This window comes from Pseudomonas chlororaphis subsp. piscium (genome assembly GCF_003850345.1).
GTDB classification, from domain to species: Bacteria; Pseudomonadota; Gammaproteobacteria; order Pseudomonadales; family Pseudomonadaceae; genus Aquipseudomonas; species Aquipseudomonas piscium.
This window is the reverse complement of the sequence record NZ_CP027707.1, coordinates 6,692,096-6,712,060: the sequence shown is the minus strand read 5'-3', so window position 1 is coordinate 6,712,060 and position 19,965 is coordinate 6,692,096. Positions and strand designations below refer to the sequence as shown.

At 62.6% G+C, this 19,965-nt stretch carries 18 protein-coding genes; 13 read left to right on the top strand and 5 right to left on the bottom strand.

The genetic code is table 11. The features are described 5' to 3' along the window. Positions 1-289: 289 nt before the first annotated feature. Complete coding sequence (tfpB, locus tag C4K38_RS30580) at positions 290-2,068, bottom strand: type IV pilus assembly ATPase TfpB (protein WP_053281343.1); 1,779 nt, start codon at positions 2,066-2,068, stop codon at positions 290-292. Positions 2,069-2,194: 126 nt separating this feature from the next. Continuing rightward, positions 2,195-2,515: an ACT-like domain-containing protein gene (locus C4K38_RS30575; protein WP_009051391.1), complete on the bottom strand. Its 321-nt coding sequence runs from the start codon at positions 2,513-2,515 to the stop codon at positions 2,195-2,197. Positions 2,516-2,639: 124 nt separating this feature from the next. Between C4K38_RS30575 and C4K38_RS30570 the strand changes: the two genes are divergently transcribed. Further along, the gene (locus C4K38_RS30570) at positions 2,640-3,110 is read left to right on the top strand and encodes an Lrp/AsnC family transcriptional regulator (protein ID WP_007928270.1); all 471 of its coding nucleotides are present in this window, start codon (positions 2,640-2,642) and stop codon (positions 3,108-3,110) included. 76 nt (positions 3,111-3,186) lie between these two features. Here the strand turns inward: C4K38_RS30570 and C4K38_RS30565 are convergent, their stop codons facing one another. Continuing rightward, on the bottom strand, positions 3,187-4,554 hold the full coding sequence (locus tag C4K38_RS30565; RefSeq protein ID WP_053281342.1) for a CYTH domain-containing protein: 1,368 nt from the start codon (positions 4,552-4,554) through the stop codon (positions 3,187-3,189). A gap of 158 nt (positions 4,555-4,712) precedes the next feature. On the opposite strand from C4K38_RS30565, the gene argE reads away from it, so the two are divergent. The 10 genes from argE (at position 4,713) to C4K38_RS30515 (ending at position 15,032) form a co-directional block, all read left to right on the top strand. Then, on the top strand, positions 4,713-5,861 hold the full coding sequence (gene argE / locus C4K38_RS30560) for an acetylornithine deacetylase (RefSeq protein ID WP_053281443.1): 1,149 nt from the start codon (positions 4,713-4,715) through the stop codon (positions 5,859-5,861). A 145-nt stretch (positions 5,862-6,006) separates the two neighbouring features. Next, complete coding sequence (gene argA / locus C4K38_RS30555) at positions 6,007-7,305, top strand: amino-acid N-acetyltransferase (RefSeq protein ID WP_053281341.1); 1,299 nt, start codon at positions 6,007-6,009, stop codon at positions 7,303-7,305. Positions 7,306-7,813: 508 nt separating this feature from the next. Further along, on the top strand, positions 7,814-9,187 hold the full coding sequence (locus C4K38_RS30550; protein ID WP_053281340.1) for an OprD family porin: 1,374 nt from the start codon (positions 7,814-7,816) through the stop codon (positions 9,185-9,187). Positions 9,188-9,459: 272 nt separating this feature from the next. Further along, positions 9,460-10,098 carry a peroxiredoxin gene (locus tag C4K38_RS30545; protein ID WP_009046096.1) on the top strand — a complete coding sequence of 213 codons (639 nt, stop codon included), beginning with the start codon at positions 9,460-9,462 and terminating at the stop codon, positions 10,096-10,098. 254 nt (positions 10,099-10,352) lie between these two features. Continuing rightward, positions 10,353-10,946 (top strand): NADPH-dependent FMN reductase, encoded by a 594-nt coding sequence (ssuE, locus tag C4K38_RS30540; RefSeq protein ID WP_053281334.1) that lies wholly within the window; start codon positions 10,353-10,355, stop codon positions 10,944-10,946. A gap of 89 nt (positions 10,947-11,035) precedes the next feature. After that, positions 11,036-12,004, top strand: coding sequence for a sulfonate ABC transporter substrate-binding protein (locus C4K38_RS30535; protein WP_053281333.1), 969 nt, complete (start codon positions 11,036-11,038; stop codon positions 12,002-12,004). A gap of 24 nt (positions 12,005-12,028) precedes the next feature. After that, a complete protein-coding gene (gene ssuD, locus C4K38_RS30530) occupies positions 12,029-13,177 on the top strand; it encodes an FMNH2-dependent alkanesulfonate monooxygenase (protein WP_053281332.1) in 1,149 nt (382 codons plus the stop codon). A gap of 9 nt (positions 13,178-13,186) precedes the next feature. After that, a complete protein-coding gene (gene ssuC, locus C4K38_RS30525) occupies positions 13,187-13,975 on the top strand; it encodes an aliphatic sulfonate ABC transporter permease SsuC (protein WP_053281331.1) in 789 nt (262 codons plus the stop codon). Further along, on the top strand, positions 13,972-14,778 hold the full coding sequence (ssuB, locus tag C4K38_RS30520; protein ID WP_053281330.1) for an aliphatic sulfonates ABC transporter ATP-binding protein: 807 nt from the start codon (positions 13,972-13,974) through the stop codon (positions 14,776-14,778). Before ssuC ends, ssuB begins: the two co-directional genes overlap by 4 nt. A gap of 38 nt (positions 14,779-14,816) precedes the next feature. Next, positions 14,817-15,032 carry a TOBE domain-containing protein gene (locus tag C4K38_RS30515; RefSeq protein WP_007928303.1) on the top strand — a complete coding sequence of 72 codons (216 nt, stop codon included), beginning with the start codon at positions 14,817-14,819 and terminating at the stop codon, positions 15,030-15,032. Between the two features lie 222 nt (positions 15,033-15,254). On the opposite strand, the gene C4K38_RS30510 is transcribed toward C4K38_RS30515, so the two are convergent. Together C4K38_RS30510 and C4K38_RS30505 are read right to left on the bottom strand one after the other, a co-directional pair. Next, complete coding sequence (locus C4K38_RS30510) at positions 15,255-15,890, bottom strand: TetR/AcrR family transcriptional regulator (RefSeq protein WP_053281329.1); 636 nt, start codon at positions 15,888-15,890, stop codon at positions 15,255-15,257. A 219-nt stretch (positions 15,891-16,109) separates the two neighbouring features. Beyond that, the gene (locus C4K38_RS30505) at positions 16,110-17,486 is read right to left on the bottom strand and encodes a glutamine synthetase family protein (RefSeq protein ID WP_053281328.1); all 1,377 of its coding nucleotides are present in this window, start codon (positions 17,484-17,486) and stop codon (positions 16,110-16,112) included. Positions 17,487-17,754: 268 nt separating this feature from the next. Here C4K38_RS30505 and C4K38_RS30500 point away from each other — a divergent pair, with 268 nt between their 5' ends. Both C4K38_RS30500 and C4K38_RS30495 read left to right on the top strand, forming a co-directional pair. After that, positions 17,755-18,552, top strand: a complete 798-nt coding sequence (locus C4K38_RS30500) for a gamma-glutamyl-gamma-aminobutyrate hydrolase family protein (protein WP_053281327.1) — start codon at positions 17,755-17,757, stop codon at positions 18,550-18,552. Between the two features lie 30 nt (positions 18,553-18,582). Continuing rightward, positions 18,583-19,941: a glutamine synthetase family protein gene (locus tag C4K38_RS30495; RefSeq protein ID WP_009051378.1), complete on the top strand. Its 1,359-nt coding sequence runs from the start codon at positions 18,583-18,585 to the stop codon at positions 19,939-19,941. The last annotated feature ends 24 nt before the right edge of the window (positions 19,942-19,965 follow it).

The following is a 19,965-nucleotide window of genomic DNA, read 5'->3' as shown; positions in this document are numbered from 1 at the left end:
TCTCACTGGTATCGCCGGGCTGGCCGGCGAAGGCGGCCAGCACATCGGCACGCAAGGCGTCGTGCATCATGTCGGCTTCAAGGTGATTGCGCAGGGCACTGGCATTGATCTGGTTATCCGTCAGCGCTTGCGCCAGCTGCGCTTGGCCCCACCAGCCGATGCCGGCGACGAGGACGATGGCCAATATGCTGACCGCTCCGGTGGCGATCATTTTCTGACGAATATTCATACCCGCACCTCGCTCACATTGGCCTGCACCTAAGAGTAATCGGCTGCTGGGGACAATGCTTTATCGCTGCTCGCTTTGTGGCGTTACCCGCAATATCTCCTCGAGGGTGGTCAGCCCGGCGGCGACTTTCTGCGCTCCGGACAGGCGCAGGCTGCGCATGCCTTCCTGAAAAGCCTGGCGGCGTATGGCGAGCAGGTCGGCGTCGGCGCTGATCAGGGCTTTGAGGTTGTCGCTCAACTGCATGATTTCATACACCCCGGCGCGGCCCCGGTAACCGGTATCGCGACATTCCAGGCAGCCGGTGGCGCCGTGGGCGTGGCTGGGCAGCGGCGCCTGCCAGGGCCGGGTCAGGTTTTGCCAGTCGTCTTCGTCCAGGGTCAGCGGGGTCTTGCAGTGCGGGCACAGGGTGCGCACCAGTCGCTGGGCCATGACTCCCAGCAGCGTGGCCTTGATCAGGTAGGGCGCGACGCCCAGTTCCAGCAGGCGACTGATGGCGCCGGGCGCATCGTTGGTGTGCAGGGTCGACAGCACCAAGTGGCCGGTGAGGGCAGCCTGGATTGCCATTTCCGCGGTTTCCAGGTCGCGGATCTCGCCGATCATGATGATGTCCGGGTCCTGGCGCATCAGCGCGCGCACGCCGCTGGCGAAGGTTAGCTCGATGTTGTGCTGGACCTGCATCTGGTTGAACGCCGGCTCGACCATCTCGATCGGGTCCTCGATGGTGCAGAGGTTGACCTCCGGCGTCGCCAGTTTCTTCAGGGTGGTGTACAGGGTGGTGGTCTTGCCCGAACCGGTGGGGCCGGTGACCAGGATGATGCCGTTGGGCTGGCGGGTCATTTCCTGCCAGCGCCGCAGGTCGTCGCTGGAGAAACCCAACTGGTCGAAGTCCTTGAGCAGCACTTCGGGGTCGAAGATGCGCATGACCATTTTCTCGCCGAAGGCGGTGGGCAGGGTCGACAGGCGCAACTCCACTTCGCCGCCTTCCGGGGTCTTGGTCTTGACCCGGCCGTCCTGGGGTTTGCGTTTTTCCGCGACGTTCATCCGGCCCAGGCTTTTCAGGCGGCTGACCACGGCCATGGTGACCTGGGGCGGGAACTGATAGACGTTGTGCAGCACGCCGTCGATACGAAAGCGCACGGTGCCTTGCTCGCGGCGCGGCTCGATGTGGATATCGCTGGCCCGCTGCTGGAAGGCGTACTGGAACAGCCAGTCGACGATGTTGACGATGTGCGCGTCGTTGGCGTCGGGCTCCTGGTCGCTGGCGCCGAGATTGAGCAACTGTTCGAAGTTGCCCGGCGCGTGGCTTTTCTGGTCGGCGCTGGCGCCGGTGACCGACTTGGCCAGGCGGAAGAACTCCACAGTCAGGCGCTGGATTTCCACCGGGTTGGCCACCACCCGCTTGATCGGCAGTTTCAGCACGTGGGTCAGGTCGGCTTCCCAGGCGCTGACGTAAGGCTGGGCGCTGGCCACCGTGACGGCTTCGGCGTCGATCGACACCGCGAGGATCTTGTGCCGTTGGGCGAAGGCGTAGGACATCAGCGGGGTCACGGCGGCGACGTCGATTTTCAGCGGGTCGATGCGCAGGTACGGCTGGCCGGCCTGCTGTGCCAGCCACAGGGTCAGGCTTTCCAGGTCCAGGCGTTTGCCGGGCCGGCGGAGGTCGTCCAGGTGCTGGCTGGCGAGAAACTCCAGCGGGTGCAGCTGACTGTTGGCGGCGTTGCGGCGGGTGGTCAGGGCGTGTTCGGCCGAGTCCTGGCTGATGAAGCCCTGGGCGACCAGGTCGCGCAGCAGATCATTGAGATCCAGCCAGCGGTCCTGGGTAACGAGAGGAACGGACATGCGGGCTCCTTGTGAACAATCCGGCAGCAGGCGGGTTAGATGCGCCTCTGACCACGGAATTCCAAGAATAGTCCCGGGATGGCGACTGCCAGTCGCTCAAGCGTTGCAGGGTTTTGCCCGGCGCCTTCAGCCGGCGGCCTGCAGCGGCTCGCGCTCGGCCAGTTGCAGCTGTACCGAACACACGCTGACCAGGTTGCGCAGTTTTTCCGCGATGACCTGGGCGCGATGCCAGCTCAGGCCGTCGAGCAGCACTTCCATCAGCAGCGAACCGTCCTGCTGTTGCACCTGGACCTGCTGCGGCAGCAGGGACTGCAGGGCGAAATGATTGAGCACCCGGCACAGCACATCGGCCTCGGCGTCAGTGACCAGTTGGTAATGCACCCGGCAATGGGTGTTGGCGACATTCCACACATCGGCGCGGGAACTGACAGCTTCGAGAGGGGGCATGGGATTCTCCGGATCAATGGAGAAATTTTTACATTCGGTTGCGGGTATTTCTTATCTAAGATGAAGGTATTTTCAAAACTGTCGAATCGTATGATTTGTATTTATAGTGTTTAGGGGAATATCTATGCATAGCGAACTGGACGCCTACGACCGCCGTATCCTGGCGCTGCTGCAAGAGGACGCTTCGCTGTCCAGCGCGCAGATCGCCGAGCAGGTGGGGCTGTCCCAGTCACCTTGCTGGCGGCGGATCCAGCGGCTCAAGGAGGAGGGGGTCATCCGTGGCCAGGTGACCTTGCTCGACCGCAAGAAGATCGGCCTCAACACGCAGATCTTCGCCGAGGTCAAACTCAACGCCCACGGCCGTTCCAACTTCACCGAATTCACCGAGGCGATCCGCGGTTTTCCGGAGGTGCTGGAGTGTTATGTGCTGATGGGCGCGGTGGATTTCCTGTTGCGCATCGTCACGGCGGACATCGAGGCGTATGAGCGTTTCTTCTTCGAGAAACTGTCGATGGTGCCGGGGATTCAGGAAGTGAATTCGATCGTGGCGCTGTCGGAGATCAAGTCGACCACCAGCTTGCCGGTGCTGCGCTGAGGAGGGGGGAAGCGGCTGGCGCTGTCGCGAGCCTGCTCGCTCCCGCAAGGCAGGAGCGAGCCTGTTCATGGAACCCTTACATGCGCAGCAAGGTCTTCCACGCGCGGTTCTGGAACACCGTGATCGCCTGTTGCTTGCGGGCATCCAAGGCTTCGTCGGTGATCGGCTCGTTGGCCAGTTGCGCCAGCTTGTTCAACTCGCCGTACAGACGGTCCAGCTCCGGGATTTCCAGCACGTTGCGCGCGTGATGCAGCCAGGACTGGATGCGTTCGATGCGCGGCAGCTGTTCGGCCAGGTCTTCCGGCTGTTGCTGGTAGCGCGGCAGTTGCAGGGAGCTGGCTTCGTCGGCCAACAGGCGCGGCAACCAGCTGCCCAGTTGCGCCGCACCCTGGCGGTTGCCACGGGTATTGCGCTCGGCGGTCCAGCTGCGGTCCAGCAACCAGCGCGAGGTGTTCAGCGAGAACAGGCCCCAGCGCACGTCCTGCAGCTCTTCGATGAACTGCTCAGGCGCGGCCTTGCGCACGTCTTCGTCGTCCAGGCCGGCTTGCACCAGCGGGCGCCAGTCTTCCAGCAGACCGTCCAGCGAAGCGCGCAACTCAGCGGTCGCCTGGCGCGGTGCGGCCTGGCCCAGGCTGCTGACCAGGGCGCGCAGTTCCGCCAGGTTCTCGACCCAGTCCTGCAGCAAACGCCAGTGACCGTTGAAGCGATACTGCTCGGCCAGGCGCTGGCTGCTGCCCAGCAGGTGCCAGGTCAGCGCCGCGAAGGCGTCGTCCAGCGGCGTTTCCGCGCTCAGCTCCGGAGCGGGCAGGCTCAGGGAGTAGCTGTTGGCATCGAACAGGCGGTAGCCGCGTTCGGCCTTGCTGATGTCGCAGGGCATCAGCGGCAGGGTGGCGGCCAGCTCGGCGGCCAGTTCCAGCAGGGCGGCCGGTTCGCCTTCGCGCAGTTCCAGTTCCAGCTCGCAGATCTCTTCCTTCTGCTTGCCGGCGATCACGTGGCCCAGGTCCAGGGCGGCTTCGATCACTACCTTGGCCTTGCCGCGGCCCCAGGCGATTTCCGCGCGTTCGCGGACGAAGTCGGTGGTGAAGATCGGCTTGAGGGTTTTCTTGTCCAGCTCGGCCAGTTGCTCGGGCCAGCATTCGCCGTCGAGTTTCTTCAGGTCGAGCTTGGCTTTGGCCAGGTGCCAGTCGTACTCGTTGCGTTCCGACAGGCCGGCGACGCTCTGGCCGCGGGTCTTGAGGGTCTGGATCACTTCTTCGCCGTCGCGGCGCAGGCGCAGGGCGACCTTGGCGCGGGCCAGGTCGCGCTCGGGCGTGTCGAAGTACTGGTTCATCAGTTCACGGTGTTCCCAGCCACTTTTGTTGCGTTTTTTCAGGAGCGGGTGCTCACGCAGGGCGGCGAGGGTTTCGCGGCTGACGCGGAGTTTGATTTCGGTTTCTTTCTGCATGGCCGGAAAATCCAGGATCGGGAGCGCAGCCGGGGGAATGTGTGGCTGCCAAGGTCGTGCAGTGTACAGGACTCGCCGCGTCGAGGTGCCGTGGCGGTTTATTCCTGTCGCAGGATGGCTCTATGATGGACTTCATCTTGGAACCCGGGAGCCAGCGCATGCCATTGCCGTCCATGAAAGAGCAGTTCGCTGCGCTGATTGCCACACCTTCGGTCAGCTGTACCCAGCCGTCGCTGGATCAGTCCAATCGTGCGGTCATCGACTTGCTGGCGAGCTGGCTCGGCGACCTGGGTTTCGCCTGCGACATCCAGCAGGTCAGCCCCGGCAAGTTCAACCTGCTCGCCAGTTTCGGCAGTGGCCCCGGTGGCCTGGTGCTGGCCGGGCACAGCGACACCGTGCCCTACGACGGCGCGCTGTGGCAGACCGACCCGCTGAAGCTCACCGAGGTCGATGGGCGCTGGGTCGGCCTGGGCAGTTGCGACATGAAAGGTTTTTTCGCCCTGGTCATCGAGGCGGTCCGGCCGCTGCTGGATCAGCCCTTCAAGCAACCTCTACTGATCCTCGCCACCTGTGACGAGGAAAGCTCCATGGCTGGCGCCCGGGCCCTGGCCGAAGCCGGCCGGCCATTGGGGCGCGCCGCGGTGATCGGTGAGCCGACCGGGCTGCGGCCGATCCGCATGCACAAAGGCGTGATGATGGAGCGCATCGATATTCTCGGGCGCAGCGGCCATTCCTCCGACCCGAGCCTGGGCCATAGCGCCCTGGAGGCCATGCACGATGCCATCGGCGAACTGCGCGGCCTGCGCCTGGCGTGGCAGCGTGAATTTCGCAACCCGCAGTTCAGCGTGCCGCAGCCGACCCTGAACCTTGGGTGTATCCACGGTGGCGACAACCCGAACCGGATCTGCGGCCAATGTTCGCTGGAGTTCGACCTGCGGCCGTTGCCGGGCATGGACCCGCAGGCGCTGCGGGCGGCCATCCGGCAGAAGCTGGTGCCCGTGGCCGAGCGGCATCAGGTGAAGATCGACTACGCGCCGCTGTTCCCCGAAGCGCCGGCCTTCGAGCAGGCCGAAGACTGCGAACTGGTGCGGGTGGCCGAGCGCCTGACCGGCCATCGCGCCGAAGCAGTGGCGTTCGGCACCGAAGCGCCTTATCTTCAGCGCCTTGGCTGCGAGACAGTAGTGCTGGGCCCGGGCGACATCGCCTGTGCTCACCAGCCGGGGGAATACCTCGAAATGTCACGCTTGCAGCCTACTGTGCATCTACTACGTGAACTGATTAACCATTACTGCCTGACGCCGGCCTGATTTTTACTAAATCACCGACGACCAAGCCCGTACCTCAAGGAGAGCGAGCGTGTCGCCAAGCCTGTTCCGACGATAACCACCAGCCCGCTGTGCGTTTTCCCGTTTCGTCCTTTTATAGGCTGCTTCTTATTTACAGGCTCAGGTTATGCCCGAATACGTCAATTGGCTTCGTCACGCTTCTCCCTACATCAATGCCCACCGCGACTGCACCTTCGTGGTCATGCTGCCCGGTGACGGCGTAGAACATCCGAACTTCGGCAACATCGTCCATGACCTGGTGCTGCTGCACAGCATGGGCGTGCGCCTGGTGCTGGTGCATGGTTCGCGTCCACAGATCGAAACCCGCCTGGCTGCGCGTGGCCTGACCCCGCATTACCACCACGGCATGCGCATCACCGATGCGGCGACCCTGGAATGCGTGATCGACGCCGTCGGCCAGTTGCGCATCGCCATCGAAGCGCGGCTGTCGATGGACATGGCGTCTTCGCCCATGCAGGGTTCGCGGCTGCGGGTCGCCAGCGGCAACCTGGTCACCGCCCGGCCGATCGGCGTGCTCGAAGGCGTCGACTATCACCACACCGGCGAAGTGCGCCGGGTCGACCGCAAGGGCATCAACCGCCTGCTGGACGAGCGCTCGATCGTCCTGCTGTCGCCCTTGGGCTACTCGCCGACCGGGGAAATCTTCAACCTCGCCTGCGAAGACGTCGCCACCCGGGCCGCCATCGACCTGGCCGCCGACAAGCTGCTGCTGTTCGGCGCCGAGCGTGGTCTGCTGGATGAAAGCGGCAACCTGGTGCGCGAACTGCGTCCGCAACAGGTGCCGGCCCATTTGCAGCGCCTGGGCAGCAACTATCAGGCAGAGCTGCTGGATGCCGCGGCAGAAGCGTGCCGGGGTGGAGTAGGGCGCAGCCATATCGTCAGTTACGCCGAAGACGGCGCGCTGCTGACCGAACTGTTCACCCGTGACGGTGGCGGTACGCTGGTGGCCCAGGAGCAGTTCGAACTGGTCCGTGAGGCAGCCATCGAGGACGTCGGCGGGCTGCTGGATCTGATCAGTCCGCTGGAAGAGCAGGGGATTCTGGTGCGGCGTTCCCGCGAGGTGCTGGAGCGTGAGATCGAGCAGTTCAGCGTGGTCGAGCGCGAGGGGATGATCATTGCCTGTGCCGCGCTCTACCAGATCGCCGACTCCGACGCCGGGGAGCTGGCCTGCCTGGCGGTGAACCCGGAATACCGCCACGGCGGTCGTGGCGACGAACTGTTGGAAAGGATCGAAACCCGGGCCCGGGCCCAGGGCCTGAAAACCCTGTTTGTCCTCACCACCCGTACCGCTCACTGGTTCCGCGAGCGCGGTTTCGCACCTAGCAGCGTCGAGCGCCTGCCCTCAGCGCGAGCCTCGCTGTACAACTACCAGCGCAACTCGAAAATCTTCGAAAAAGCCCTCTGAGCTTCATCCCGTTCGGCAACCCGCTCTTGACAGGAGCGGGTTTTTCGTTGCGCCTGCTGAGCTTGATTTATGTTTCAGAAAAATAAATGCGCGCGATACAAAAACTGTAACAAATTGACGGGATCATCAGCGCCCAGCCATTATTGCGTCGCCTTTTCGATACTGGTTGACGTATCTGGCTTATGTTTTAACTGATCGATCTAAAGATCAGTGGGGAAATACCATTCAGGAATCAAGCGGGACGCCGATACCTTGGGCCACGGCTCAAACGGACGTACCTGTTTATATTCCTGAACGGTATGAAAAAGAATGAAATAATTCTTTTTGGGTTTATGAGAAATTCATTACCCTGCAAGGACCCAATCATCGCGATTAGACCTTGGTCGTAGACACAGTTGGTTACGATTGACTTATGGGTCACGGTCTGGCGCTAATCGCCCACCGATGGACCCGGGGCAGCAGACCCTGGGCCTGAGTACACAAGAATTAGAAACGAGAGGAGCGAAACATGAACAAGTCCACCTTGGCCCTGGCTGTGGCCGTTGGGGTTCTGGCGCAGCAGGCAGGCGCCGCCGGTTTCATCGAAGACAGCAAGGCCACTCTGGGTCTGCGTAACTTCTATATCAATACTGATAACCGCGATGCCGATACCAAGGCGTCCGGCGCACAGAGCAAGCAGGAAGAGTGGGGCCAAGGCTTCCAGCTCAACTTCACTTCCGGCTACACCGAAGGCACCGTCGGTTTCGGTCTCGACGCCATCGGCCTGCTGGGCATCAAGCTGGATTCGGGCGGCGGCACCAACGGCGCCACTGCTACCTCTTATGGCGGCACCGTCTTCCCAAGCGAGTCCAACGGCAAAGCGGTCGATAACTACTCCAGCCTGGGCCTGACTGCCAAAGCCAAGATCTCTCAGACCGAACTGAAGCTCGGCACCCTGCAACCAAAACTGCCGGTTATCGTGACCAACGATGGTCGTATGCTGCCGCAAACCTTCCAGGGCGGTCAGATCACCTCGAACGACATCAAGGACCTGACACTGGTTGGTGGTCAGATCGAGCATGCCAAGGGTCGTAACTCCAGCAACAACGAAGAACTGTCGATTGCTGGCGCCAACGCACACACCGCTGCTGGTCGTGACAGCAACAAGTTCATCTACGGTGGTGGTGACTACAAGATCACTAAAGATCTGACCGCTCAGTACTACTACGGCAACCTGAAAGACTTCTACAAGCAGCACTTCGTTGGCCTGCTGCACAACTGGGCTATCGGCCCGGGCGTATTGAAGTCTGACCTGCGCTACTTCAACAGCCGTGACGACGGTGCCAACGGCCACGACTCGGCCTACTACACCACCGGTGACTACGGCACTGGCATCACCAAGGGCAAGGTTGATAACAACCTGATCAGCGGCCTGTTCCTGTACTCGGTTGCCGGCCATACCTTCGGTGGCGGCTACCAGGTGAGTAACGGTGACAGCGACTTCCCTTGGCTGAACCAGGGTGACGGTTCGTCGGCTTACCTGACTACCGACATGCAGATCGCCAAGTTCGCCCGTGCTGGCGAACGTACCTGGCAAGCTCGCTACTCCTACGATTTCGCCAAGGTAGGCGTGCCTGGCCTGACCGCCGGTGTGATCTATCTGCGTGGCGATAATATCGACACTTCCGGCAAAGAGGGTTCCGTTCTCCCTCAGCGTACCGTTTCGGCGACCAACGCCAGCGAGTGGGAACGCGACCTGACCGTGGCCTACGTGATTCCGGAAGGTCCGCTGAAGAACCTGGGCCTGACCTGGAAAAACGCCATGTGGCGTAACGACATTCCGGGCCAGCGCTCGCAGGACGAAAACCGCCTGATCGTCAGCTACTCGATCCCGCTGTTGTAATCCGACGTTAAAACCTCGCCCGGCGCAATGCCGGGCGAGGTGTTGTCATCCAGGTCGGACCCACCCCCGCAGGTCCTCCCTGAAACCCCTCTTTACAGCTACTCAAGGCCTTCTCGAACCTTGTCGAGGATGGTGTGCCCTGGGCGTGCGCGAATCCAGTGAAGAGATTTTTAATATTCATTTATGATCTAAATAAATCAATATTTATTCTTTTTAAATATTCCCAGGCGCAGGCACAGTAGGGCTCATAACGCACTCACAGGAGCAGCAACATGAGTCTCAGACTTGGCGATATCGCCCCCGACTTCGAACAGGATTCCAGTGCCGGCAAGATTCGTTTCCACGAGTGGCTCGGCGACAGTTGGGGCGTGCTGTTTTCCCACCCAGCGGACTTCACCCCGGTGTGCACCACCGAGCTGGGGTTCACCGCCAAGCTCAAGGACCAGTTCGCCCAGCGCGGCGTGAAAGCCATTGCCCTGTCGGTGGACCCGGTGGACTCGCACCACAAGTGGATCGAGGACATCAACGAAACCCAGAACACCCTCGTCAATTTCCCGATCCTGGCTGACGCCGACCGCAAGGTCTCGGACCTGTACGACCTGATCCACCCGAATGCCAACGACACCCTGACCGTGCGTTCGCTGTTCGTCATCGACCCGAACAAGAAGGTGCGCCTGACCATCACTTATCCGGCCAGTACCGGGCGCAATTTCCACGAGATCCTGCGGGTGATCGACTCGCTGCAGCTCACCGACAACTACAAGGTGGCCACCCCGGCCAACTGGCAGGACGGTGATGAAGTGGTGATCGTGCCGTCGCTCAAGGATGAGGAGGAAATCAAGAAACGCTTCCCCAAAGGTTATCGCGCGGTCAAACCCTACCTGCGCCTGACTCCGCAACCGAATCGCTGACACCATGGGCCCGCAGGCGCGAACCGGCATTGCCGCCGCCTGCGGGTCATGTACCGCTTCCACAAAGCAGGGGTTTTAAGGCCGTTTCGACGGCCTATTTTTTTGCCTGGAGAATGGCTTTTCTTATATTCATTTAAAGAATAAACAAATGAAAAAATAAGATTTATGGATATATAAATAGACTGTTAAGGTCTGCTCAGCTCAGCGAGATCGCAAACCGCGAATCGCCCATTACCGCTAAAGGAAACCTCTGCATGCTGGTCGTCTCACTCGGTGGCAGTCCCAGCCAACGCTCCCGCTCCGGGGTGCTGCTGGAACACGCCAAACGCTGGTTGCAGCAACAAGGTGTGGAAGTGGTCGACTATCAGGTCCGGGATTTCCCGGCCGAGGATCTGCTCCACGCGCGCTTCGACAGCCCGATGGTGATCGACCTGTTGCAACAGATCGAACAGGCCGACGGCTTGCTGATCGCCACCCCGGTCTACAAGGCATCGTTTTCCGGTGCGCTGAAAACCCTGCTCGACCTGCTGCCGGAACGCGCCCTGAACCACAAGGTGGTGCTGCCGATGGCCACGGGCGGCAGCATCGCCCACATGCTGGCGGTGGACTACGCGCTCAAGCCGGTGCTGTCGGCCCTCAAGGCCCAGGAGATGCTCCAGGGCATCTTCGCCGAGGACAGCCAGATCGCCTACGGCGAAGGCAGTGCCCAGGCGCAGCTGGTGCCAGCCCTGGAACAGCGTCTGCGCGAAGCCCTGGAACAGTTCCACAGCGCCATGGCGCGGCGTCCCAAGCCGCTGGACCCGAATCTGTTGAATGACCGTTTGTTGAGTGCTCGCTGGAGCATTTGAGCCCCATCCGAATCTGAAGTACTGGCCTTACTTCGCCGCCAACGGCCTAGCAGGTGCAGCCAAAACCCAACAGCAAAAAGGAGAGCGCCATGCGCCCTGTGATTTTGCGTCGTGGTCTGGTCGCTCTGTTTGCTGCGGCTGTGTCCTTCGGCGCCATCGTTCAAGCCCAAGCGGCCGAGACCCTGCGTATCGGCTATCAGAAATACGGCACCCTGGTGCTGCTCAAGGCCAAGGGCTCGCTGGAGAAGCGCCTGGCGGAGCAGGGCGTGCAGGTGCAATGGACCGAATTCCCCGGCGGCCCGCAACTGCTGGAAGGGCTGAACGTCGGTTCCATCGACTTCGGCGTCACTGGTGAGACCCCGCCGGTATTCGCCCAGGCCGCCGGTGCCGACCTGCTGTACGTGGCCTACGAGCCACCGGCGCCGACCAGCGAAGCGATCCTGGTGCCCAAGGATTCGCCGATCAAGTCGGTAGCAGAGCTCAAGGGCAAGAAGGTGGTCCTCAACAAGGGCTCCAACGTGCACTACCTGCTGGTCCGCGCCCTCGAAGACGCCGGCCTCAAGTACAGCGACATCCAGACCGTATTCCTGCCGCCCGCCGATGCCCGCGCCGCCTTCGAGCGTGGCAGCGTCGATGCCTGGGTGATCTGGGACCCCTATCAGGCGGCGGCCGAACAGCAGCTGCAAGCCCGCACCCTGCGTGACGGCAGCGGCATCGTCGACAACCACCAGTTCTATCTGGCGACCAAACCCTACGCGCAACAACACCCCGAGGTGATCAAGACCCTGGTGGAAGAAGTGCGCGCGGTGGGCGAGTGGTCCAAGGCCAACCCGGACGAGGTGACCCAACAGGTGGCGCCACTGCTCGGCCTGCCGGCGGACATCACCTTGACCTCGGTGAAACGCCAGGGCTATGGCGCGCACTTCCTGACCCCGGACGTGGTGGCGGCCCAGCAGAAAATCGCCGACAGCTTTCACCAGCTCAAGTTGATTCCCAAACCCCTGAGCATCAAAGACGTGATCTGGACGCCTCCAGCCGCCGTTGCCAAAGCGCCGTAACTCGATCCCTTAGGAGACAACTCCATGAGCCTCAATATTTTCTGGTTCCTGCCTACCCATGGCGACGGCCATTACCTTGGCACCGCCGAAGGCGCTCGCGCCGTCGACCACGGCTATCTGCAGCAGATCGCCCAGGCGGCCGACCGCCTCGGTTTCGGCGGCGTGCTGATCCCCACCGGGCGTTCCTGCGAGGACTCCTGGCTGGTGGCGGCCTCGCTGATCCCGGTGACCCAGCGCCTGAAGTTCCTGGTCGCCCTGCGCCCCGGGATCATTTCCCCGACGGTGGCGGCACGCCAGGCGGCAACCCTGGATCGCCTGTCCGGCGGCCGGGCGCTGTTCAACCTGGTGACCGGCGGCGATCCGGACGAACTGGCCGGCGACGGCCTGTTCCTCAGTCATGAAGAGCGCTACCAGGCGTCGGTGGAATTCACCCGCATCTGGCGTCGGGTGCTGGAAGGCGAAACCGTCGACTACGATGGCCAGCACATCAGCGTGAAGGGCGCCAAGCTGCTCTATCCGCCGATCCAGCAACCGCGTCCGCCGCTGTATTTCGGCGGCTCTTCGGAAGCCGCGCAGGACCTGGCCGCCGAGCAGGTGGACATGGTCCTGACCTGGGGCGAACCACCGGCCGCGGTGGCCGAGAAGATCGAACAGGTCCGGGCCAAGGCCGCCAGGCAGGGGCGCAGCGTGCGCTTCGGCATCCGCCTGCACGTGATCGTGCGTGAAACCAACGCCGAGGCCTGGCAAGCGGCCGAGCGCCTGATCTCCCATCTGGACGACGACACCATCGCCCGCGCCCAGGCGTCCCTGGCGCGCTTCGATTCGGTCGGCCAGCAACGCATGGCGGCCCTGCACGGCGGGCGCCGCGACAAGCTGGAAGTCAGCCCCAACCTCTGGGCCGGTGTCGGCCTGGTGCGGGGTGGTGCGGGCACCGCGCTGGTCGGCGATGGCCCGACCGTGGCGGCGCGGATGAAGGAGTACGCGGACCTGGGTATCGATACCTTTATCTTCTCCGGTTATCCCCACCTGGAAGAGTCGTACCGGGTGGCCGAGCTGCTGTTCCCGCACCTGGATATCGAGCGTCCCGAGTTGCCCAAGGGCGCCGGGTACGTCAGCCCGTTCGGCGAAATGGTCGCCAACGACATCATCCCCAAAGCTGCGTCCCAGAGCTGAGGCGTGGCCATGAACAGACAAAGCTTGTTCCATCGCCTTGCGCCCTGGGCCCTGCCGCTGCTGTTACTGGCGGTGTGGCAGTTGTCGGTCTCGGCCGGCTGGCTGTCGACGCGAATCCTGCCGGCACCCAGCGCGGTGATCGAAGCCGGGGTCGGCCTGGTGCGTAGTGGCGAAATCTGGACCCACCTGGCTATCAGCGGCTGGCGCGCGGCGATCGGCTTCCTGATCGGCGGCGGCATCGGCCTGGCCCTGGGGTTCATCACCGGCCTGTCGAAGTGGGGTGAACGCCTGCTCGACAGCTCGGTGCAGATGATCCGCAACGTGCCGCACCTGGCGCTGATTCCCCTGGTGATCCTGTGGTTCGGCATCGATGAGTCGGCGAAGATTTTCCTGGTGGCCCTGGGCACCCTGTTCCCGATCTACCTGAACACCTACCACGGCATCCGCAACGTCGACCCGGCGCTGGTGGAAATGGCGCGCAGTTATGGCCTGTCCGGCTTTAGCCTGTTCCGCCAGGTGATCCTGCCGGGCGCCTTGCCTTCGATCCTGGTGGGCGTGCGTTTTGCCCTGGGCTTCATGTGGTTGACGCTGATCGTCGCGGAAACCATCTCCGCCAGCTCCGGCATCGGTTATCTGGCGATGAACGCCCGGGAATTCCTGCAGACCGACGTGGTGGTGCTGGCCATCGTCATGTACGCCGTGCTCGGCAAACTGGCGGACCTCGCCGCGCGCGGTCTGGAACGTGCCTGGCTGCGTTGGCATCCGGCCTATCAAGTGGCCAAGGGTGGTGCGCAATGACGGCTCAACAACCTCCACGCCTGCTGCGCGGTATTCCGCTGGTGGTGCGCAAGCTGCAAAAGACCTTCGGTTCGCGCCAGGTGCTGCGCGAGATCGACCTGCATATTCCGGCCGGGCAATTCGTCGCGGTGGTTGGCCGTAGCGGTTGCGGCAAGAGCACCTTGCTGCGCTTGCTGGCCGGCCTCGACAAACCCACCGGCGGCGAACTGCTGGCCGGTGCCGCGCCGCTGAGCCAGGCCATCGAAGACACCCGCTTGATGTTCCAGGAGGCGCGCCTGCTGCCCTGGAAGAAAGTCATCGACAACGTCGGCCTGGGCCTCAAGGGCGACTGGCGCCCCCAGGCCCTGGAAGCTCTGGAGGCGGTGGGCCTGGCCGATCGCGCCAATGAGTGGCCGGCCGCCTTGTCCGGCGGCCAGAAGCAGCGCGTGGCCCTGGCTCGGGCGCTGATTCATCAGCCACGCCTGTTGCTGCTGGACGAGCCCCTGGGCGCGCTGGATGCCCTGACCCGGATCGAGATGCAGCAACTGATCGAGCGCCTGTGGCAGCAGCATGGCTTCACCGTCCTGCTGGTGACCCACGATGTCAGCGAAGCAGTGGCGGTGGCCGACCGGGTGATCCTGATCGAAGAAGGCGAGGTCGGTCTCGATCTGCTGGTGGAGCTGCCGCGCCCACGGGTGCGTGGCTCCCATCGACTGGCGGCACTGGAAGCCGAAGTACTCAACCGCGTGTTGTCGCTGCCCGGGTCGCCACCCGAGCCGGAACCCGTTTCACCCTTGCCCACGCAACTGCGCTGGGCTCAGTAAATAACCTCACACCCTCTACCACGACAGGAATCAACATCATGACTATCAAGGCCATCAACGTTCGCAACCAGTTCAAAGGCACCATCAAGGAAATCGTCGAAGGCGACGTGCTCTCGGAAATCGATGTGCAGACCGCATCCGGCATCGTCACCTCGGTGATTACCACCCGTTCGGTGCGGGAGCTGGAACTGGCGATCGGCAGCGAAGTGATCGCGTTCGTGAAGTCCACCGAGGTGTCGATCGCCAAGTTGTGATCGATGCGCGACAACCGGCCCCGGACGGCGTGAGCCCTTCGGGGCTTTTTTGTGGGCGATGATTGCTGTAGCCGCTGCCGAGCCCGCGAGGCTGCGATCGAGGTGGGCGGCATTCCGACGAAGCCTTCGCAAACCCGGTATCGGTGGTTTATCTGAGGGAATGCCTGGCCTGGTTTCACGGCCGCGTTGCGGCCGGGCGCAGCCTCGCAGGCTCGGCAGCAGCTACAGGGCAGGGCGCTTGGGCAGGTAGGGCGGCAGGTACAGCCCCAGGTAGGCATCGAACACCCGCATGCCTTCCTCGGCCATGCGCTCGGTGATCTGCCCGTGCTGCTGGACCGAGCGCGCGTAGACGCGGTCGCCCAGTTCCATGGCCAGGGCGAACACATCCACATCCGCGGGCAGCGCCGGCAGCTGGAAGTGCTGGTCGAACAGCTTGTGCATCAGGTCGCCCAGTTCGATGTCGTGCTGGCGGTCGGCCTGGGTGACCTCGGTGAGGCCATGCTGGGCCAGGATCAACTGGCGGGCCGCGGCGTCGGCGCTGTAGATGGCGAGCATACGCTGTTCGACCAGGCGCGACAGGTCGTGCCAGCTGCTCAGGGCTGCGTGGTCGATAGGCTCTTGCAGGCAGGCGCGGAACGCGGCGTGGACGTCGGCGGTCAGGGCTTCGAGCAGGGCGGGAACGCTGGCGAAGAAGTGATAGACCGAGGAGGGCGGGATCTCCGCGCGTTCGGCCACGCTGTAGATCGACAGGCTGGCCACGCCCTCGGCGGCAAGCAGGGTGCGGGCGGCATCGAGTATCGAGTCGATCCGGGCCTGGCTGCGTGCGCGGGGTTTGCGGGGGGTGGCTACGCGTGTCATTGGAGTCTCCTGCGGGGCAGCGGGCATTGTACGAGGCGTGTCGGGTGTTGTCTGCCAGGACGCCTTCGCGGGCAAGCCTCGCTCCTACAGGGGGGATGTACGCCATTTCTACTGCGACACCATTCTGTAGGAGCGAGGCTTGCCCGCGATCCGCCGCAAGGCGGCCATAAAAAAACGCCACAGGCTTTGCGGCCGGTGGCGTTTTTTTGCTGCAGCCGCTTACACGGTGTGCAGGTACCAGTTGTACTCGAGGTCGGAGATCGAGTGCTCGAACTCCTCCAGCTCGCTTTCCTTACAGGCCACGAAGATATCGATGTATTTCGGGTCGATGTACTTGGCCATGACTTCGCTGTCGTCCAGCTCACGCAATGCGTCGCGCAGGTTGTTCGGCAGGCTTTGCTCGTTCTGCTCGTAGGAGTTGCCTTCGGTTGGCGCGCCCGGTTCGACCTTGTTGACCAGACCGTGGTGCACGCCCGCCAGGACCGAAGCCATCAGCAGGTACGGGTTGGCGTCGGCGCCGGCCACACGGTGCTCCAGGCGGACCGCATCGGCGGAGCCGGTCGGTACGCGCAGGGCAACGGTGCGGTTGTCCAGGCCCCAGCTCGGCGAGTTCGGTACGTAGAACTGCGCGCCGAAACGACGGTAGGAGTTGACGTTCGGGCAGAGGAAAGCCATCTGCGCCGGTAGGGTCTCGAGCACACCGCCGATCGCGTGACGCAGTGCGGCGTTCTGCTCGGGATCCTCGCTGGCAAAAATATTCTTGCCGTCCTTGTCCAGGACCGAAATGTGGACGTGCAGACCGTTACCCGCCTGGCCTGGGTAAGGCTTGGCCATGAAGGTGGTGTCCATCTCATGGTCGTAGGCGATGTTCTTGATCAGACGTTTGAGCAGTACCGCATAGTCGCAGGCCTTGATCGGGTCGGCGACGTGGTGCAGGTTCACTTCGAACTGCGCCGGAGCACTTTCCTTGACGATGGCGTCGGCCGGGATGCCTTGTTCTTTTGCGCCTTCGAGAATGTCCTGCAGGCAGTCGACGTATTCGTCGAGGTCGTCGATCAGGTAGACCTGGGTCGAATGCGGGCGCTTGCCTGAGATCGGCGAGCGTGGCGGCTGTGGCCGGCCATTCACGTTCTCCTGGTCGATCAGGTAGAACTCCAGCTCGAAAGCCGCGCAGATGGTCAGGCCCAGTTCGTCGAACTTGGCAACGACTTGGCGCAGCACTTCGCGCGGGTCGGCGAAGAAAGGGTCGCCTTCGAGTTCGTGCATGGTCATCAGCAGCTGCGCGGTAGGGCGCTTCTGCCAGGGTTCATTGCACAGGGTATCGGGGATTGGATAGCAGATTCGATCGGCGTCGCCGATGTCCAGGCCCAGGCCGGTGCTTTCCACCGTCGAGCCATTGATATCCAGGGCAAATAAAGAGGCCGGCAGGTTGATGCCTTTCTCGTAAACCTTGTGGAGGCTGGTGCGTTCGATGCGCTTGCCGCGCACCACACCATTCATATCCGCAATCAGAAGGTCAACGTACAGAACCTCAGGATGTTCCTTAAGGAACGCGTTCGCTTCGTTAAGCTGAACGGCACGCGGGGGTACCGACATGATGCAACACCTTTGTTGTTAAAAATATCAATCATTGATCTTTTCAGGTTTCAGTCAACCCGAACGGCATGCCGAAGTCAAGCGAGGCCTTTTTTGCCCTAAAAAAGCGCCTGTGGGGCATTTTTGGGGCGCTTTTTTGGCTTCGGAGGGCTTGGCTGCCGCAGCCTTGAGCGGGCCGTGTTGTATTTTTTACGGGGGTGTTGTGTAAAAAAATGAACAAGGCTAAGCTCGATTTAAACCCATAACAGCAATAATACCGGGGTGTTTCATGTCTCGCCTGCCGTTAATCGGCGTCACCGCCTGCTCCAGGCAGATCGGTCTGCATGCTTATCACATCAGTGGCGACAAGTACGTCCGTGCAGTGGCAGTAGCAGCCAAGGGCGTGCCCATGATCCTCCCGTCCCTGGCCGATATTCTGAGCCCGTCCGATATTCTGGACGGTCTGGATGGCATCCTCTTTACCGGTTCACCCTCCAATATCGAGCCTTTTCACTATAGAGGTCCCGCCAGCGCGCCGGGAACCGCGCATGATCCTGCCCGTGATGCCAGCACCCTGCCGCTGATCCGCGCCGCGGTGGCGGCCGGGGTTCCGGTACTGGGGATCTGCCGCGGCTTCCAGGAAATGAATGTGGCCTTCGGCGGCAGCCTGCATCAGCGGGTCCACGAAGCCGGCCCGTTCATGGACCACCGCGAGGACGATAGCCAGCCGGTGGAAGTGCAATATGGACCCGCCCATGCGCTGCATGTGCAGCCGGGCGGGGTGCTGGCCGGCCTCGGCCTGCCGGCGCAGATTGAAGTCAATTCGATTCATGGCCAAGGCGTTGAACGTCTGGCGCCGGGCCTTAGGATAGAGGCCCTGGCACCCGACGGGTTGATCGAAGCCTTCTCCGTCGAGGGGGCGCCGATCGAGGGAGGCAAGGCTTTTGCTTTGGGGGTGCAATGGCACCCTGAATGGCAGGTAAGCTCTAACCCTCACTACCTCGCCATCTTCCAGGCATTTGGCGATGCCTGTCGCAAGCGGGTAATGCAACGCGACGCCAATGCGTCACAAAAACCTGGCTTATAAGAGCCAGGAAACTCACGCCTAGAGGCATTTATGAGTAACAACCTCGACCAGCTCACCGATTGGTTGAAAGACCACAAGATCACAGAAGTCGAATGCATGATTGGCGACCTGACCGGGATCACCCGGGGCAAGATCTCGCCAACCAACAAGTTCATCGCCGAAAAAGGCATGCGCCTGCCCGAGAGCGTGCTGTTGCAGACGGTGACCGGCGACTATGTCGAAGACGACATCTATTACGAACTGCTGGACCCGGCCGACATCGACATGGTCTGCCGCCCGGACCAGAACGCGGTATTCCTCGTGCCCTGGGCCATCGAGCCGACCGCCCAGGTGATCCACGACACCTACGACAAGCAGGGCAACCCGATCGAGCTGTCGCCGCGCAACGTGCTCAAGAAGGTCCTGAAACTCTACGCCGACCACGGCTGGCAGCCGATCGTGGCGCCGGAGATGGAGTTCTACCTGACCAAGCGCAGCGACGACCCGGACTACCCGTTGCAGCCACCGGTCGGCCGTTCCGGTCGCCCGGAAACCGGTCGCCAGTCGTTCTCCATCGAAGCGGCCAACGAATTCGACCCGCTGTTCGAGGACGTCTACGACTGGTGCGAACTGCAGGAGCTGGATCTCGACACGCTGATCCACGAAGACGGCACGGCGCAGATGGAAATCAACTTCCGTCACGGCGACGCCCTGTCCCTGGCCGACCAGATCCTGGTGTTCAAGCGCACCATGCGTGAAGCCGCGCTCAAGCATGAGGTGGCCGCCACCTTCATGGCCAAGCCGATGACCGGCGAGCCGGGCAGCGCCATGCACCTGCACCAGAGCATCATCGACATCGAGACCGGCAAGAACGTCTTCTCCAATGACGACGGGACCATGAGCCAGCTGTTCCTCAACCACATCGGCGGCCTGCAGAAGTTCATCCCCGAGCTGCTGCCGTTGTTCGCGCCCAACGTCAACTCGTTCCGCCGCTTCCTGCCGGACACCTCGGCACCGGTGAACGTGGAGTGGGGCGAAGAGAACCGCACCGTGGGCCTGCGCGTACCGGATGCCGGGCCACAGAACCGCCGCGTGGAAAACCGCCTGCCGGGCGCCGACGCCAACCCTTACCTGGCCATCGCCGCCAGCCTGCTGTGCGGTTTCATCGGCATGGTCGAAGGCCACAACCCGAGCGCGCCGGTGGTCGGCCGTGGCTACGAGCGCCGTAACCTGCGCCTGCCGTTGACCATCGAGGACGCTCTGGAGCGCATGGAAAACAGCAAGACCATCGAGAAGTACCTGGGCAAGAAATTCATCACTGGCTACGTCGCGGTCAAGCGGGCCGAGCATGAAAACTTCAAGCGCGTCATCAGTTCGTGGGAGCGGGAATTCCTGCTCTTCGCCGTCTGATGCGCGGGGCGCCGCCGTCACTGG

Bases quoted from the DNA above. Each gene is read 5' to 3' on its own strand.
- argA (WP_053281341.1), top strand. From the start codon at position 6,007: ATGCCCGAATACGTCAATTGGCTTCGTCACGCTTCTCCCTACATCAAT.
- ssuE (WP_053281334.1), top strand. From the start codon at position 10,353: ATGCTGGTCGTCTCACTCGGTGGCAGTCCCAGCCAACGCTCCCGCTCC.
- C4K38_RS30545 (WP_009046096.1), top strand. From the start codon at position 9,460: ATGAGTCTCAGACTTGGCGATATCGCCCCCGACTTCGAACAGGATTCC.
- tfpB (WP_053281343.1), bottom strand. From the start codon at position 2,068: ATGTCCGTTCCTCTCGTTACCCAGGACCGCTGGCTGGATCTCAATGAT.
- ssuB (WP_053281330.1), top strand. From the start codon at position 13,972: ATGACGGCTCAACAACCTCCACGCCTGCTGCGCGGTATTCCGCTGGTG.
- ssuD (WP_053281332.1), top strand. From the start codon at position 12,029: ATGAGCCTCAATATTTTCTGGTTCCTGCCTACCCATGGCGACGGCCAT.
- ssuC (WP_053281331.1), top strand. From the start codon at position 13,187: ATGAACAGACAAAGCTTGTTCCATCGCCTTGCGCCCTGGGCCCTGCCG.
- C4K38_RS30505 (WP_053281328.1), bottom strand. From the start codon at position 17,486: ATGTCGGTACCCCCGCGTGCCGTTCAGCTTAACGAAGCGAACGCGTTC.
- C4K38_RS30500 (WP_053281327.1), top strand. From the start codon at position 17,755: ATGTCTCGCCTGCCGTTAATCGGCGTCACCGCCTGCTCCAGGCAGATC.
- C4K38_RS30565 (WP_053281342.1), bottom strand. From the start codon at position 4,554: ATGCAGAAAGAAACCGAAATCAAACTCCGCGTCAGCCGCGAAACCCTC.
- C4K38_RS30570 (WP_007928270.1), top strand. From the start codon at position 2,640: ATGCATAGCGAACTGGACGCCTACGACCGCCGTATCCTGGCGCTGCTG.
- C4K38_RS30495 (WP_009051378.1), top strand. From the start codon at position 18,583: ATGAGTAACAACCTCGACCAGCTCACCGATTGGTTGAAAGACCACAAG.
- C4K38_RS30550 (WP_053281340.1), top strand. From the start codon at position 7,814: ATGAACAAGTCCACCTTGGCCCTGGCTGTGGCCGTTGGGGTTCTGGCG.
- argE (WP_053281443.1), top strand. From the start codon at position 4,713: ATGCCATTGCCGTCCATGAAAGAGCAGTTCGCTGCGCTGATTGCCACA.
- C4K38_RS30575 (WP_009051391.1), bottom strand. From the start codon at position 2,515: ATGCCCCCTCTCGAAGCTGTCAGTTCCCGCGCCGATGTGTGGAATGTC.
- C4K38_RS30510 (WP_053281329.1), bottom strand. From the start codon at position 15,890: ATGACACGCGTAGCCACCCCCCGCAAACCCCGCGCACGCAGCCAGGCC.
- C4K38_RS30535 (WP_053281333.1), top strand. From the start codon at position 11,036: ATGCGCCCTGTGATTTTGCGTCGTGGTCTGGTCGCTCTGTTTGCTGCG.
- C4K38_RS30515 (WP_007928303.1), top strand. From the start codon at position 14,817: ATGACTATCAAGGCCATCAACGTTCGCAACCAGTTCAAAGGCACCATC.